Raw genomic sequence first — 15,048 nt, forward strand, 5'->3', positions numbered from 1 at the left:
TCCATCTCGGCTAGAGAGGAGTCCCAGGGTGCGGGCAGTGGATGCGCCCAGCACCCAGGCGTTGCGGGGCTGGCAGAGACGGGCTTTGGTCAAGTACCTGGCCGCCCAACCGAGGGACTTCCTGGCCGTGGCAACGCCCGGCGCCGGCAAGACCACCTTCGCGTTGCGCATCGTCGCCGAGCTGCTCGCCGAGGGCACCGTCGAGGCCGTCACCATCGTCGTCCCCACCGAGCACCTCAAGATCCAGTGGGCGCAGGCCGCGTCCCGGCACGGCATCGCGCTGGACCCGAAGTTCTCCAATTCCAACTCGCAGACCTCGGCGGAGTACCACGGCGTCGTCGTCACCTACGCCCAGGTGGCCAGCCACCCGACCCGGCACCGGGTGCGCACCGAGAACCGCAAGACCCTCGTCGTCTTCGACGAGATCCACCACGGTGGTGACGCCAAAACGTGGGGCGACGCCATGCGGGAGGCGTTCGACGACGCCACCCGCCGGCTGTCGCTGACCGGTACCCCCTTCCGCAGCGACGACAGCCCGATCCCGTTCGTCACCTACGAGACCGGGCCCGACGGGTTCGCCCGTTCCCGGGCCGATCACACCTACGGCTACTCCGACGCGCTGGCCGACGGGGTGGTCCGGCCGGTGATGTTCATGGCCTACTCCGGGGAGGCCCGGTGGCGCGACAGCGCCGGTGAGGAGCACGCCGCCCGCCTGGGTGAGCCGCTGACCGCCGAGCAGACCGCGCGGGCATGGAAGACCGCACTCAACCCGGCCGGTCAGTGGATGCCCGCGGTGATCTCCGCCGCCGACACCCGCCTGCGTGGCCTGCGCCAGCACGTCCCCGACGCCGGCGGCATGATCATCGCCTCCGACCAGACCGCCGCGCGGGCCTACGCCGAGCTGTTGCGCAAGATCACCGGCGAGGCTCCGACCCTGGTGCTCTCCGACGACAAGGGCTCCTCGGACCGTATCTCCCAGTTCTCCGCCGACACCTCCCGCTGGCTGGTGGCCGTTCGGATGGTGTCCGAAGGTGTGGACGTCCCCCGCCTCGCGGTCGGCGTCTACGCCACCAGCGCGTCGACTCCACTGTTCTTCGCCCAGGCGATCGGCCGGTTCGTGCGCTCACGGCGCCCGGGTGAGACGGCGTGCATCTTCCTGCCCTCGGTGCCCAACCTGTTGCTGCTGGCCAGCGAAATGGAAGCCCAGCGCAACCATGTACTCGGCAAGCCGCACCGGGAGAACCTCGACGAGGACCCGCTCGACGCGGAGCTGGCCAAGCAGAAGCGCGACGAGGCCGACGACGAGCAGGGCAAGATCGAGTATCTGGGGGCCGACGCCGAACTCGATCAGGTGATCTTCGACGGCTCCTCGTTCGGCACCGCCACGCCCGCCGGCAGCGACGAGGAGGCCGACTACCTCGGTATCCCCGGACTGCTGGACGCCGCGTCGATGCGAGATCTGTTGCGGCGCAGGCAGGAAGAGCAGCTGACCAAGCGCACGGCCAGCGGCGAGGTACCCCGACCGACCACCCACGGCCAACTGCGCGACCTACGTCGCGAGCTGAACACCCTGGTGTCGCTGGCCCATCACCGCACCGGCAAGACGCACGGGCAGATCCACAACGAACTGCGGCGCATCTGCGGCGGGCCCCCGGTGGCGGCGGCCACCACCGATCAGCTCAAGGCCCGCATCGAAGCCGTCCGCGGCCTCACGTCGTCGCACTGACCCCCGTACCGGCCAGGTTGGCCCGATTGGCCATCTGGTAGTCCTTGTCGGGGTGCTGTTCGTGGTACATGTCCATCCGGAAGACCTGCCCGACGCGGGTCAACGGCTGCGGGTCACGCGAATCCCGCACCCAGCCGGTGCCGTCGATGTGCCGGTGGGTGGTGGGGTCGGCCAGCACGCGGAACACGGCAGCAGCGGGTGCGTCGACGGTGGTGGTGGCGATCAGTGTTTCGGCCATGCAGGGGTAGACCGTGCCCGGCCGCGAAACTCATCGCTGCCACCGCTAGAGCCCGAGCAACTCCGGCAGGTCGGCGACCGAGTCGAGCACATGGTTGGGTTGCATCGCGAATTCGTCTGCGGCCCAACGATCTAGCGTGTCCTGACGGAACTTGCCGGTACGCACCAGCACACCGGTCATCCCGACGACCTGCGCGGCCAGCACGTCGTTGTTGAGGTCGTCACCCACCATGTACATCTCGTCGGGGTCGACGCCCAGGCGAACCGCCGAGGCCAGGAAACCCGCTGGGGCAGGCTTGCCGACCGCGGTGGCCTTGCGGCCGGAGGTCTCCTCCATGCCGATCAGGTACATGCCGGTGTCGATGCGCAACCCGTCGGTGGTGGTCCACGCCGTGCTGCGATGCATGGCGACCACCGGAATGCCGCGCGTCATCCAGTCGTAGACCCAGCTCAGCGTGACGTGGTTGTACTCCGGGCCGGCACCGCCGAGCAGGACGACGTCAGGGGTGTCCGGCACAGCGCCGTCACCGACCATCAGCGAGTCGACGATGTCGATACCCGGCATGTCGTCGGTGATCTGACCGTTGTTGACCAGGAAGCACCGCGCATCGGGATAGTTCGCCCGGACGTAGTCGGCGGTCAGCGCGGCGGCGGTGATGACCTCGTCGGGGCGCACGTCGATCCCGGCCTGGCACAGGGCCGCGGCGATCTGCCGGCGGGTGCGGGTGGTGGTGTTGGTCAGATAGGACCGCGCGATCTGGTGCTCGTCGAGCACCCGCAGGGCGTCCGCCGCGCCGGGGATCGGCTTCCACGAGGTCACCAGGACACCATCGATGTCGAACAGAACCCCACCGATCGCCATACGGCGACAGTAAACGGCCAGCGCTTGGATGCAACTTGGGCCGACGTATCGTCGGTGCCATGAGCACACCGAAGTGGACCGAGGCCAACGTTCCCGATCAGCACGGTCGCGTGGCGATCGTCACCGGCTCCAACACCGGCCTCGGCTTCGACACGGCGCGGGTCCTGGCCGAACGCGGCGCGCGCGTGGTGATGGCGGTGCGCGACACCGCCAAGGGCGACGCCGCGGCGGCGCACATCAGGTCCACAGCCCCGGGCGCCGACGTGGCGGTGCACAAACTGGATCTGGGCTCACTGGCGTCGGTCCGGGAAGCAGCCGCCGAACTGGGCAGTACCTACCCGCGCGTCGATCTGCTGATCAACAACGCCGGGGTGATGTACCCGCCCAAGCAGACCACCGCCGACGGGTTCGAGTTGCAGTTCGGCACCAACCATCTAGGCCACTTCGCGCTCACCGGGTTGCTGCTGAACAACCTGCTGCCGGTCGACGGGTCGCGGGTCGTGGTGGTCGCGAGCATCGCCCACACCATCCGGGCCAAGATCGATTTCGACGACCTGCAATGGGAACGCCGCCGCTACGAGCGGGTGGCGTCCTACGGGCAGTCCAAGCTGGCCAATCTGATGTTCGCCTACGAGCTGCAACGCCGGCTGGCAGCGGCGAACGCGAAAACCATTGCCGTCGCGGCGCATCCGGGCGTGTCGAACACCGAACTCATCCGCCACGTCCCCGGCTCGTCGCTACCCGGCGTCAAGCTGCTGGCCGGTCTGGTGCTCAACAGCCCCGAGCTGGGTGCCCTTCCGACATTGCGGGCCGCCACCGATCCCGCCGTCGTGGGTGGGCAGTACTACGGCCCCGACGGCTTCCGTGAGATCCGCGGCTACCCCAAGCTGGTGAGCTCCAGCAGCCAGTCGCACGACCGCAACGTCCAGCAGCGGCTGTGGGCAGTGTCCGAGGAGCTGACCGGCGTGAGCTACCCGCTCTGATGCGAAGCGTCTCCGAGCACCAGCGTGTCGTCGGCGCACTGATCGCGGCCCGCCCGGCGGTGACCGTCGGGCTTGCCGATGCCGAGGGGCTGGTCTTGGCCGCCGACGTCGCGGCGCCGATGTCATTGCCGGTGTTCGACAACTCCGCGATGGACGGCTACGCCGTGCGCGCCGAGGATGTCGCCGGGGCGGACGCCAGCCCCGTGAAACTGCCTGTCGCCGAAGACATTCCGGCTGGACGCACCGATCCCCTGACCTTGGCGCCGGGCACCGCGCACCGGATCATGACCGGTGCGCCGCTGCCCGCAGGTGCGACGGCCGTGGTCCCGGTCGAGGCGACCGACGGCGGGCTCGAGACCGTCGAGATCCGCGCGGCGTCCAAGCCCGGCCAGCACATCCGCCGGGCCGGCGAGGACGTCACCGCGGGCACGACGGTGCTGCGGGCCGGTCAGGTGGTCACCCCCGCCGCGCTGGGCCTGGCCGCGGCGCTCGGGCTGGGAGCGCTGAGCGTGGTGCCCCGCCAGCGGGTGCTGGTGATGTCGACCGGCACGGAGTTGGTCTCGGCCGGCACCGAGCTGCAACCCGGTCAGATCTACGAATCCAACGCCATCATGCTGGCCGCGGCGGTCCGCGAAGCGGGCGGCGAGGTGGTCGCCTGCCCGACGTCCAGTGACGACGTCAACCAGTTCAGCGCGGTGCTCGCAGGGTATGCCGGACAGGCCGACCTGATCATCACCTCCGGCGGAGTCAGCGCCGGCGCCTACGAAGTGGTCAAGGACGCGTTCGGAGAGGGTGGGGTGGAGTTCGTGAAGGTCGCGATGCAGCCGGGCATGCCGCAGGGCGCCGGGCGTGCAGGGGGCACACCGATCGTGACGTTGCCCGGCAACCCGGTCAGCGCGCTGGTGTCCTTCGAGGTGTTCGTCCGGCCCGCGCTGCGCGCGGCGATGGGGCTGCCACATCCGCACCGCCCCCGCCGCACCGCTGTGCTGGCCGACGACCTGACCTCACCGAAGGGCAAGCGTCAGTTCCGCCGCGGTGTCTATGACGCGGCGGCCGGCACCGTCACCACCTACGGACCGCCCGCGTCGCATCACCTGCGCTGGCTGGCCTCGGCGAACTGCCTGTTGGAGATCGAAGAGGATGTCACCGAGATGACCGCCGGGCATCAGGTTGCGCTGTGGGACCTGTCCTAGCTTCGGTCGACCCCGGGCGCACGTAGAATCACGCCGATGGCCAGACGCCCCCGCTCCGCGGACGACAACATGAAGTCCGGCCCCCAGCGGCTGGTCGCGCTGGTGCGCACCTCCGTTCCCCCGATTCACCCCGCTGGCCTGCCGTTCATCTCGGCCGGTCTGGCCGTGGCCGCGGTGGGCCGCAAGCACCGCTGGTTGCGCCGCGCGGGACTCGCCGCGGCGGCTGCGAACGCCGGATTCTTCCGCCACCCGGCCCGTACCCCGCCGAGCCGCCCCGGCGTCGTCGTCGCCCCGGCCGACGGGCTGATCTGCCTGGTCGAGGAGGCCGTTCCGCCGGCCGAGCTGGGCCTGCCTGCGATAGCAGTGCCACGGGTGAGCATCTTCCTGTCGTTGCTCGACGCGCATGTCCAGCGCATCCCCGTCGGCGGCGAAGTACTGGCCGTGCAATACCGTCCCGGCCGCTTTCATTCGGCCGACCTCGCCACGGCCAGCGAGGACAACGAACGCAACAGCGTGCACATCCGCACGCCGGAAGGACGAGACGTCGTGGTCGTACAGATCGCGGGCCTGGTCGCGCGGCGCATCATCTGCGACGTGCACGCCGGCGACAAGGTCGCTATCGGCGACACCTACGGGCTCATCCGGTTCGGCTCCCGACTGGACACCTACCTGCCCGCCGGCTCGCAGCTCCTGGTCGAGCCCGGTCAGCGGGCGCTGGCCGGCGAGACGGTATTGGCGCAACTGCCGTGATCAAGCCACGCCCCCGGCCGCTGATCAGCACGCGGCTGCTGCCCAGCGCGGTCACCGTGCTGGCCATCTGCCTGGGTATGACTTCGGTGAAGTACGCGCTGGACAACCGCCCGACCGAAGCGATGGCGATGCTGGCCGCCGCCGCCATCCTCGATGCGCTCGATGGGCGCATCGCCCGGGTACTCAAGGCGACCTCACGGATGGGCGAGGAGATCGACTCGCTGGCCGACGCGGTGAACTTCGGGGTAGCACCGGCGTTCATCGTGTGGTCCCTGCTGCTGTCCAACACCAGGGTCGGCTGGATCGTCGTGCTGCTCTACGCGGTGTGCATCGTCCTGCGGCTGGCCCGCTACAACGCGCTGCTCGACGCGGATTTGCCCGCCTACACCAAGGAGTACTTCGTCGGCATGCCCGCGCCGGCCGGTGCCATTGGCGCCATCGGGCCGCTGGCCGCCAAGATGCAGTGGGGCGACGGCTGGTGGACGTCGTACGGGGCGGTGTCGCTGTGGCTGGTCGGGGTCTCCCTGCTGGTCGTCAGTCGGATCCCGATGCGCAAGATCCACACGTTCTCGGTGCGCCCCAACATGGTGGCGCCCCTGCTGGCCCTACTGGCGATCGGCGTCGCCGCCGCCTTCGTCTTCCCGTATCTGGTGATCCTGGTGATCATCGCGGCCTACATCGTGCACATCCCGTTCGCGATCCGCAGCCAGCGGTGGGTGGCCGCACACCCCGAGGCGTGGAACGACCGACCCCGCCAACACCGCGCCGCGCGCCGGGCGACCCGCCGGGCCCGCCAGCCCAATCGCCGCTCGGTGGCCCGGCTGGGCCTACGCAAGCCCGGTGGCTGACCGGTGCCGTCGAACCTGGCGCTGACCGCACGGCTGAACACCTCGGCGCTGGACTCGCGCCGCGGTGTCGTCCGGCTGCATCCCGAGGCCATCGCCGCCCTGGGAATTCGTGAGTGGGATGCGGTGTCGCTGACCGGCGCACGCACCACCACGGCCGTCGCCGGAGTGGCACCGCCGGACACCCCGACCGGCACCGCGCTGCTCGACGACGTGACGCTGTCCAACGCCGGCCTGCGCGAGAACACCACGGTGCTGGTCGCACCGGTCACCGTCTACGGCGCACGGTCGGTGACGCTGCGCGGATCCAAACTGACCACCCAGTCGGTGTCATCGTCGACGCTGCGGCAGGCGCTGCTGGGCAAGGTACTCACCGTCGGTGACACGGTGTCGCTGCTGCCCCGCGACCTCGGGCCGGGCACGTCGACGACGGCGGCCAGCTCGGCACTGACGGCGTCGGTGGGCATCACCTGGACCTCGGAATTGCTCACCGTCACCGGCACAGATCCGGCCGGACCGGTGAGCGTGCAGCCGAATTCTTCGGTCACCTGGGGTGATGGTGCCACTGCTCCGGCGCTGCCAGCAGGCCACGGCGCGGAGGTCAGTCCGCCGATGGTGTGGCCGCAGGCTCCGCCGGTCAGTACCGACGACCTCAAGGGTCAGCACGTGCAGGCCGGCCGGCTCACCGAGTGGCTCAAGCTCGCTCTCGACGAGCCCGAACTGCTGGAGAAGTTGGGGGCCACACCGAATCTGGGTGTGCTGGTCACCGGCCCGGCCGGGGTCGGCAAGGCCACACTGGTGCGAGCGGTGTGCGCCGGCCGGCGACTCGTCGAGCTGGACGGACCCGACACCGGTGCACTGGCCGCGGCCGACCGGCAGCGGGCCGTCGGTGACGCCGTCGCCACCGTTTGCAACGGCGGCGGCGTGCTGTTGATCACCGACGTCGATGCGCTGCTGCCGGCCACGGCCGAACCTGTGGCCACGAAGATCCTGGCCGAACTGCGCACGGCCGTCGCCGCACCCGGGGTGGCGTTGGTGGTCACCTCGCAGCAGCCCGATGCCCTGGACCCACGACTGCGCGCGCCGGATTTGTGCGACCGCGAGCTTGGCCTGAGCCTGCCCGATGGCGCGACCCGCAAGGCGCTGCTCGAGGTGCTGTTGCGCGACGTGCCGGCCGAAGACCTTGAACTCGGCGAGATTGCTGAGCGCACACCGGGTTTCGTGCGAGCCGATCTCGCCGCGCTGGTGCGGGAGGCGGCGCTGAGGGCCGCCGCCAGAGCCAGTCAGGACGACAAACCCCCTGCGCTGACCCAGGCAGACTTCACCGGTGCGCTAACCGTGATCCGCCCGCTGTCCCGCTCGGCCACCGAAGAGGTGTCAGTCGGCTCGATCACCCTCGACGACGTCGGCGACATGATCGAGGTCAAGCAGGCGCTCACCGAGGCGGTGCTGTGGCCGTTGCAGCATCCCGACACCTTCGCTCGCCTCGGCGTGGAACCGCCCCGTGGCGTCCTGCTCTACGGTCCGCCCGGCTGCGGTAAGACGTTCGTGGTGCGCGCCCTGGCCAGTTCGGGGCGGCTGAGCGTGCACGCCGTCAAGGGTGCCGAACTGATGGACAAGTGGGTCGGCTCCTCGGAGAAGGCGGTGCGCGAATTGTTCCGCCGGGCAAGAGATTCCGCACCTTCACTAGTGTTCCTCGATGAGATCGACGCACTGGCCCCGCGGCGGGGGCAGAGTTTCGACTCCGGTGTCACCGACCGGGTGGTCGCCGCGCTGCTGACCGAGCTCGACGGCATCGAACCGCTGCGCGACGTCGTGGTGCTCGGTGCCACCAACCGGCCCGACCTGATCGATCCCGCCCTGCTGCGCCCCGGCCGGCTGGAGAAGCTGGTGTTCGTCGAGCCTCCCGACGCCGCGGCGCGCCGGGAGATCCTACGCACGGCCGGCAAGTCGGTGCCGCTGTCTCCGGAAGTCGACCTCGACGCGTTGGCCGGCGAACTGGACGGGTATAGCGCCGCCGACTGTGTGGCGCTGCTGCGGGAGGCCGCCCTGACCGCGATGCGCCGCTCGATCGACGCCGCCGACGTCACCGCGGCCGACGTGGACAAGGCCAGGCGGGCGGTTCGCCCGTCACTGGATCCTGCTCAGGTGGATTCCCTGCGGGAATTCGCCGCCGGCCGGTGACTACCTACCGAGGCTGCTCGACGAGTGCGGCGAGCCGGCCGACGGACGCCTGTAGCTTCTCGGCGGTGGTGGCCTGCGCCCGCACCATCCGGGCGGGGTCGGCCAACTGCGTCCAGTCGTAGGTGTGGGTGACCAGGGTGTGCTGGTCGTCGAGCGGTTCGAGGCGCCAGCGCCAGAGGTGACCCGGCGGCGGCGAGCCGGGCTCTGCCGGCCGCCACGCGATCAGCCGGCCCTCCTCGAACTCCACCACGTGATTCTGCCGAACCGGCCCCTGGACCAGCCGCATCTCGAACACGTCACCCACGCCACGCACCCGCTGGCCGGCGGCGGCCTCGGCGAGATTGTCGTTGCCATCCCACTCGGGCTGGCGCGCGGGGTCGGCGATGAATTCGAAGATCGCCGCGGCGGGCGCGGCGACCTGTCGGCTGGCATTGACGACGCGTTCTTCGGCCACCGCACCATTCAACACAACAGCCGTTCGGTCACATCACCGGGATGGCCCCGGCTTCGGCGGACAACGAAAAACGATGCACCGCAGAGATATTCACAACACCCTTCGAGCAGCTGCGGGGGGCGGTCCCGCGGGCGTCAGCCTTGCCCCGGCGCCGGGCCCGTAGACTGTGCCCAGGAAATAGCCGAAAATATTGGCTGACACCCCGACCGACCGGTAGATCACCGACGCGCTGGCGCGTCCACAGATCGGAGTGCCATGCTCGTCATCCTGATCGCACATGCGATCGCCGCCGCCTTAGCGCCGGTGCTCGTACGGCGCTGGGGGCGGCTGGCGTTCTACCCGCTGGCGTTGGTACCGGCGGGCTCGCTGGCGTGGGTGACGGCCAACTGGCCGTCCCAGGACGCCACACCGGCCCGGGTCGACATCCCGTGGGTGCCGGAACTGTCCATGAACATCGATCTGCGGTTCGACACCCTGACCGCCGTGCTCAGTGTGCTGGTCCTCGGCATCGGTGCGCTGGTGTTGTTCTACTGCGCGGAGTACTTCCACCACCGCGACGGACACACCGAGAACCGATTGCCCAGTTTTGCCGCGGAACTGGTCGCCTTCTCCGGAGCGATGTTCGGGCTGATCGTCGCCGACAACATGCTGCTGCTCTACACGTTCTGGGAGCTGACGACCGTCTTGTCGTTCTTGTTGGTGGGCCACTACGCGGAGCGGGCCACCAGCCGACGCGCGGCGATGCAGGCGCTGCTGGTCACCACCGCGGGCGGGCTGGCGATGCTGGTCGGCATCGTCGTGCTCGGGCACAGCGCCGGCACCTATCTGCTCTCCGAATTGGTGGCCGCGCCGCCGCACGGCACCGCCGTCTCGGTCGCGATCGTGCTGGTGCTCATCGGCGCGCTGTCCAAGTCGGCGATCGTGCCGTTCCACTTCTGGCTGCCTGGCGCCATGGCGGCACCCACGCCGGTCAGCGCATACCTGCACGCCGCCGCGATGGTCAAGGCCGGTGTCTACCTCATCGCCCGGCTCGCGCCCGGCTTCGCCGACTCTCCCGGCTGGCGCCCGACCGTCATCACGCTGGGCGTGGCCACCATGCTGCTGGCCGGTTGGCGCGCGGTGCGCGAGTACGACCTCAAACTGATCCTCGCGTTCGGCACCGTGAGCCAGCTGGGCTTCATCACGGTCATGGTCGGCGGCGGCGGGCAGGACATGATGTTGGCCGGGCTGGCCATGCTCTGTGCCCACGCCCTGTTCAAGGCAACCCTGTTCATGGTCGTGGGCGTCATCGACCACTCCACCGGCACGCGCGATATCCGCAGACTGGCCTGGCTCGGTCGGCGCATGCCTGCACTGTTCGTCATCGCCGCAGGGGCGACGGCCAGCATGGCGGCGCTGCCGCCGTTTCTGGGGTTCGTGGCCAAGGAAGCCGACTTCGAGACCATTGCGCACAGTGCGTCGCTGGGGCCGTGGGCGCCGGTGGTGCTGGCCGGTGTGGTGCTCGGCTCGGTGTTCACCACCATCTACAGCTTGCGGTTCCTGTGGGGCGCGTTCGCGCGCAAGGGCGCGCAGGGACCGACCACGCTGGTGGCCAACCTGCACCGGCCGGCGGCGGCGTTCCTGGTCGCCCCGGCGATCCTCGCCACCGCCGGGCTGGTCTTCGGCCTGGTGCCGCAGACCCTGGACGCCACGCTCGACGACTACGCGGAGACCCTGCCGGCCGCCGGGGCGAACGACGGTCACTACACGCTGGAGCTCTGGCACGGCTTCGGCCTGCCGCTGGCGCTGTCCGTGCTGGTCCTGGCGGTCGGTACCGCAGCATTCTTCAGCCGCGAGCGATTGCGCCACGCCCGCCTCGGTAGCTGGAAACCACTGGGCAACGCAGACCGGGTCTACGACGCGGTGATCCGCGGCGCGGACGTCGCCTCCGTGCGGCTGACTGCCCTGACCCAACGCGGGTCGATCCCGGTCACCCAGGCGGTGATCCTGTCCACGCTGGTGCTTTTCCCCGTCATCGTGCTGATGCTCGGCGCCACCGACCGGCCCCACGTCCAGCTGTGGGATTCGCTGGTCCAACCGGTGGTGGGCCTGCTCATCCTGGCCGCCGCGGTGGCCGCCACCGTCATGCGCAACCGGCTGGCCGCCGTGTTGCTGGTCGGGATCACCGGCTACGGCTGCGGCGCGATCTTCGCCTTCCACGGCGCACCCGACCTCGCCCTGACCCAATTCCTGGTGGAAACCCTGACGCTGGTGATCTTCGTGCTCGTCCTGCGTACGCTGCCCGCTGAAGCCGACGAGGCCAGTATCAGGCGCTACCGGCTGCCGCGAGCCGCGCTGTCGCTCGCGGTCGGTGCCACCGTCACCACCCTTGCGGCGTTCGCGATGGCCGCGCGCACCTCGAGGCCGATCGCCGAGCTGCTGCCCGACGCCGCCTACTACCGCGGCCACGGCGCCAACACGGTGAACGTGCTGCTGGTCGACATCCGCGCCTGGGACACCCTCGGCGAGATCTCGGTGCTGGTGGTCGCCGCGACCGGGGTGGCGTCGCTGGTGTTCCGCAACCGCCGATTCGGCTCCGCGCCGCGCGTGTCCGACGCCGGCCAGCCCGACATCGGCGCGCTGCCGTCAGCGCCGTACAGCCCGTCGGTCAGCGACACCACCTGGCTGCGCGGCAGCGAGCTGCGTGACCCGCGCTACCGCTCACTGGTGCTCGAGGTCGCCACCCGGATGATCTTCCCGCTGATCATGGTGCTGTCGGTCTACTTCTTCTTCACCGGGCACAACACCCCCGGCGGCGGCTTCGCCGGTGGCCTGACGGCGGGCCTGGCGCTGGTGCTGCGCTACCTGGCCGGCGGACGCTACGAACTGGGTGAAACGCTGCCGCTGGACGCCGGGAAGATCCTCGGCGTCGGGCTAGCGCTGTCGGGCGGCACCGCGGTCGGCTCGATGCTGCTGGGCGCGCCGGCGTTGTCCTCGGCGGTGATCAGCCTGCAGCTGCCGCTGCTGGGCTCCGTCAAGTTCGTCACCGCCCTGTTTTTCGACCTGGGCGTGTACCTGATCGTGCTCGGCCTGGTGCTCGACGTGTTGCGCAGCCTCGGGGCGCGCATCGACGAGGAACTGGCCACCCTGCCGCGGGCCGCCGTGAAAGCGCAGGCACGATGACCACCTACCTCGTTCCACTCGTCATCATCGGCGGCCTCACCAGTTGCGGTGTCTATCTGCTGCTTTCGCGCAACCTGACCCGCATGCTGTTGGGCCTGCTGCTCGTCGGCAACGCGGTGAACCTGCTGATCCTGACCGTCGGCGGTGAATCCGGCAACCCGCCGATCCGCGGGCGCACCAGTGGCGCGGAGACCACCACGGCCGACCCGCTGGCCCAGGGCATGATCCTGACCGCGATCGTCATCGCGATGGGCATCGCCGCGTTCGTGCTCGCGCTGACCTACCGCTCGTACCGGTTGACCACCGAGGAGGAGGTGGGCAACGACCCCGAGGACACCCGGGTGTCCCAGCTGTCCGACGAAGAGGTCTCCTCGATCGACGAGGACAACCCGCAGCCCGTGCCGGCCCGTGACACCGACGAGCCCGATGAACTGGACGCGCTGCCCGGGCACGAGGGATCCCGATGAGCCTCTCGGGTGTCCTGATGCCGCTGCCGGTGCTCATCCCGTTGATCGCCGCTGCGTCGACGTTGGTCGCCGGCCGCCGGCCCCGGTTGCAACGGCTCATCGCCCTGGTGGCGCTGGCCGCGGTGCTCGCGGTCTGCGCGGTCCTGCTGTACCTGACCGACCGCGACGGCACCCAGGCGCTGCACGTCGGCGGATGGGGCCCGACCAACGACGGCCTCGGCCCGCTGGGCATCACGCTGGTGGCCGACCGCCTCTCGGCCCTGATGCTGGTGGTCTCGGCGATCGTGCTGCTGGCGGTGGTGTTCTACGCCATCGGGCAGGGCATCCGCGACGGGGACGAACGCCAGCCGGTGTCGATCTTCCTGCCCACCTACCTGGTGTTGTCCGCGGGCGTGTGTACGGCGTTCCTGGCCGGTGACCTGTTCAACCTGTATGTCGGCTTCGAGGTACTGCTGTCAGCCAGCTTCGTGCTGCTGACCATCGGGGCCAGCAAGGAACGGGTCCGGGCCGGCATTTCGTACGTGATGGTGTCGATGGTCAGCTCGCTGATCTTCCTGATCGGTCTGGCTCTGGTCTACGCCGCCGCCGGGACGCTGAACATGGCGGAGCTCTCGCTGCGGCTGCAGGACGTCAGCCCCGGTACCCGCAGCGCGATCTTCGCGGTGCTGCTGGTGGCCTTCGGCATCAAGGCGGCGGTGTTCCCGCTGTCGGCCTGGCTGCCGGACTCCTATCCGACCGCACCGGCACCAGTGACCGCGGTGTTCGCCGGCCTGCTCACGAAGGTCGGCGTGTACGCGATCATCCGGACGCATTCGCTGCTGTTCCCCGCCGGCAGGCTGGACAACGTGCTATTGGTCGCGGCGCTGCTGACCATGCTGGTGGGCATCCTCGGCGCGATCGCGCAGAGCGACATCAAACGTTTGTTGTCGTTCACCCTGATCAGCCACATCGGGTACATGGTGTTCGGCATCGCGCTGTCCAGCAAGCTCGGCATGTCCGGGGCGATCTACTACGTCGCGCACCACATCGTCGTGCAAACCACCCTGTTCCTGGTGGTGGGCCTGATCGAACGACAAGCCGGCGCCTCCACGCTGCGTCGCCTGGGCGGGCTGGCCGCCGCCAGCCCGCTGCTGGCGTTCGTCTTCTTGGTGCCGGCATTGAATCTCGGTGGTATTCCGCCCTTTTCGGGCTTCATCGGCAAGGTCGCGCTGCTGGAGGCCGGTACCGCGAACGGCTCGGTACTGGCCTGGTTGCTGGTCGCCGGGTCGGTGGTGACCAGCCTGTTGACGCTGTATGTGGTGGCTCGGGTGTGGACCAAGGCGTTCTGGCGCGCCCGGGTCGACGCGCCGGAGGGCGACCTCGCCGACTCCGCGCCGTCGGCGCTGCTCGACGACTACGCCCAGGACGTCGCGTTCGTCGACCGCGACGATGTCGGCCGGATGCCGGTCGGGATGCTCGTTCCGACGATGACCCTGATCGCGGTGGGATTGGCGTTGACCGTGGCGGCGGGGCCGATCTTCGGCTACACCGACCGGGCCGCCGACGAGGTCATGGATCGCAGCCAGTACATCGCCGCCGTGTTGGGGGGCCGCTGATGAGGTTGTGGATTCTGCGGATCTGGACGCTGGTATGGCTAACGCTGGTGTGGCTGCTGCTGTGGGGCAACGTGTCGGTCGCCAACGTGGCATCGGGTCTGGCGGTGGCGCTGTTCATCACATTGCTGCTGCCGTTGCCCGCAGTCCCGGTTCAGGGTCGGCTGCATCCGCTGTCGCTGCTGTGGCTGGCGCTGCACATCGCGTGGTGGCTGGCGCAATCCTCGGTTCAGGTGGCGTGGCTGGCCGTCCGGCCGGGGCACCCGCCGCGCTCGGCGGTGCTGCGGGCGCAGCTGGCGTGCAAGTCCGATCTGGTGCTCGCCCTGGGGGTCAACATCATGAACCTCACGCCCGGCACGATCGTGCTGGAGATCGACCAGACCCGGCGGCTGCTCTACGTGCACGTGCTCGACGTCAGCTCGCAACGCTCGGTGGACCGGTTCTACCGACAGGCGGCCCAGTTGGAGCGGCTGCTGATCGCCGCATTCGAGCGTGGCGGCGAATGGCGTCCCGCGGCAAACGAATCCGAGGAGGTGGCCCCGCGATGACGGCCCAGCGAGAAGCGAAGGCGGATCGCGCATGACGGCCCAGCG

The 15,048-nt window shown here is 69.6% G+C and carries 13 protein-coding genes; 10 read left to right on the forward strand and 3 right to left on the reverse strand.

Annotation, left to right across the window (positions count from 1 at the left end):
* The first annotated feature begins 28 nt into the window (after positions 1 to 28).
* Positions 29 to 1,726: a DEAD/DEAH box helicase gene (locus ACXDF8_RS14635; protein WP_457223992.1), complete on the forward strand. Its 1,698-nt coding sequence runs from the start codon at positions 29 to 31 to the stop codon at positions 1,724 to 1,726.
* On the opposite strand, the gene ACXDF8_RS14640 is transcribed toward ACXDF8_RS14635, so the two are convergent.
* Positions 1,710 to 1,964: an SRPBCC family protein gene (locus ACXDF8_RS14640; protein ID WP_457223993.1), complete on the reverse strand. Its 255-nt coding sequence runs from the start codon at positions 1,962 to 1,964 to the stop codon at positions 1,710 to 1,712. The two genes, ACXDF8_RS14635 and ACXDF8_RS14640, sit on opposite strands and share 17 nt — an antisense overlap.
* A gap of 45 nt (positions 1,965 to 2,009) precedes the next feature.
* On the reverse strand, positions 2,010 to 2,825 hold the full coding sequence (locus ACXDF8_RS14645; protein ID WP_457223994.1) for an HAD-IIA family hydrolase: 816 nt from the start codon (positions 2,823 to 2,825) through the stop codon (positions 2,010 to 2,012).
* Positions 2,826 to 2,884: 59 nt separating this feature from the next.
* Between ACXDF8_RS14645 and ACXDF8_RS14650 the strand changes: the two genes are divergently transcribed.
* From ACXDF8_RS14650 to ACXDF8_RS14670, 5 genes are read left to right on the forward strand one after another with little or no spacing between them, the layout of a single operon-like run.
* Entirely contained in the window at positions 2,885 to 3,808 is a 924-nt protein-coding gene (locus ACXDF8_RS14650; protein WP_457223995.1) for an SDR family NAD(P)-dependent oxidoreductase, read from the forward strand.
* Positions 3,808 to 5,001, forward strand: a complete 1,194-nt coding sequence (moeA, locus tag ACXDF8_RS14655; RefSeq protein ID WP_457223996.1) for a molybdopterin molybdotransferase MoeA — start codon at positions 3,808 to 3,810, stop codon at positions 4,999 to 5,001. Before ACXDF8_RS14650 ends, moeA begins: the two co-directional genes overlap by 1 nt.
* 36 nt (positions 5,002 to 5,037) lie before the next feature.
* Positions 5,038 to 5,751 carry a phosphatidylserine decarboxylase gene (locus tag ACXDF8_RS14660; RefSeq protein WP_457223997.1) on the forward strand — a complete coding sequence of 238 codons (714 nt, stop codon included), beginning with the start codon at positions 5,038 to 5,040 and terminating at the stop codon, positions 5,749 to 5,751.
* Positions 5,748 to 6,599 carry a CDP-diacylglycerol--serine O-phosphatidyltransferase gene (pssA, locus tag ACXDF8_RS14665; protein ID WP_457223998.1) on the forward strand — a complete coding sequence of 284 codons (852 nt, stop codon included), beginning with the start codon at positions 5,748 to 5,750 and terminating at the stop codon, positions 6,597 to 6,599. The genes ACXDF8_RS14660 and pssA overlap by 4 nt, the downstream gene beginning before the upstream one ends.
* A gap of 3 nt (positions 6,600 to 6,602) precedes the next feature.
* A complete protein-coding gene (locus ACXDF8_RS14670) occupies positions 6,603 to 8,780 on the forward strand; it encodes an AAA family ATPase (RefSeq protein WP_457223999.1) in 2,178 nt (725 codons plus the stop codon).
* 4 nt (positions 8,781 to 8,784) lie between these two features.
* Here ACXDF8_RS14670 and ACXDF8_RS14675 read toward each other — a convergent pair whose 3' ends face one another.
* A complete protein-coding gene (locus ACXDF8_RS14675) occupies positions 8,785 to 9,234 on the reverse strand; it encodes an SRPBCC family protein (protein ID WP_457224000.1) in 450 nt (149 codons plus the stop codon).
* Between the two features lie 255 nt (positions 9,235 to 9,489).
* Here ACXDF8_RS14675 and ACXDF8_RS14680 point away from each other — a divergent pair, with 255 nt between their 5' ends.
* The 4 genes from ACXDF8_RS14680 to ACXDF8_RS14695 are packed head-to-tail and all read left to right on the forward strand — an operon-like array spanning position 9,490 to position 15,003.
* Positions 9,490 to 12,396, forward strand: coding sequence for a Na+/H+ antiporter subunit A (locus ACXDF8_RS14680; RefSeq protein ID WP_457224001.1), 2,907 nt, complete (start codon positions 9,490 to 9,492; stop codon positions 12,394 to 12,396).
* On the forward strand, positions 12,393 to 12,863 hold the full coding sequence (locus ACXDF8_RS14685; RefSeq protein WP_457224002.1) for a Na(+)/H(+) antiporter subunit C: 471 nt from the start codon (positions 12,393 to 12,395) through the stop codon (positions 12,861 to 12,863). The genes ACXDF8_RS14680 and ACXDF8_RS14685 overlap by 4 nt, the downstream gene beginning before the upstream one ends.
* Entirely contained in the window at positions 12,860 to 14,458 is a 1,599-nt protein-coding gene (locus tag ACXDF8_RS14690) for a Na+/H+ antiporter subunit D (protein ID WP_457224003.1), read from the forward strand. Before ACXDF8_RS14685 ends, ACXDF8_RS14690 begins: the two co-directional genes overlap by 4 nt.
* On the forward strand, positions 14,458 to 15,003 hold the full coding sequence (locus ACXDF8_RS14695; protein ID WP_457224004.1) for a Na+/H+ antiporter subunit E: 546 nt from the start codon (positions 14,458 to 14,460) through the stop codon (positions 15,001 to 15,003). Before ACXDF8_RS14690 ends, ACXDF8_RS14695 begins: the two co-directional genes overlap by 1 nt.
* Positions 15,004 to 15,048 lie beyond the last annotated feature (45 nt).

The organism is Mycolicibacterium sp. CBM1 (genome assembly GCF_054073305.1).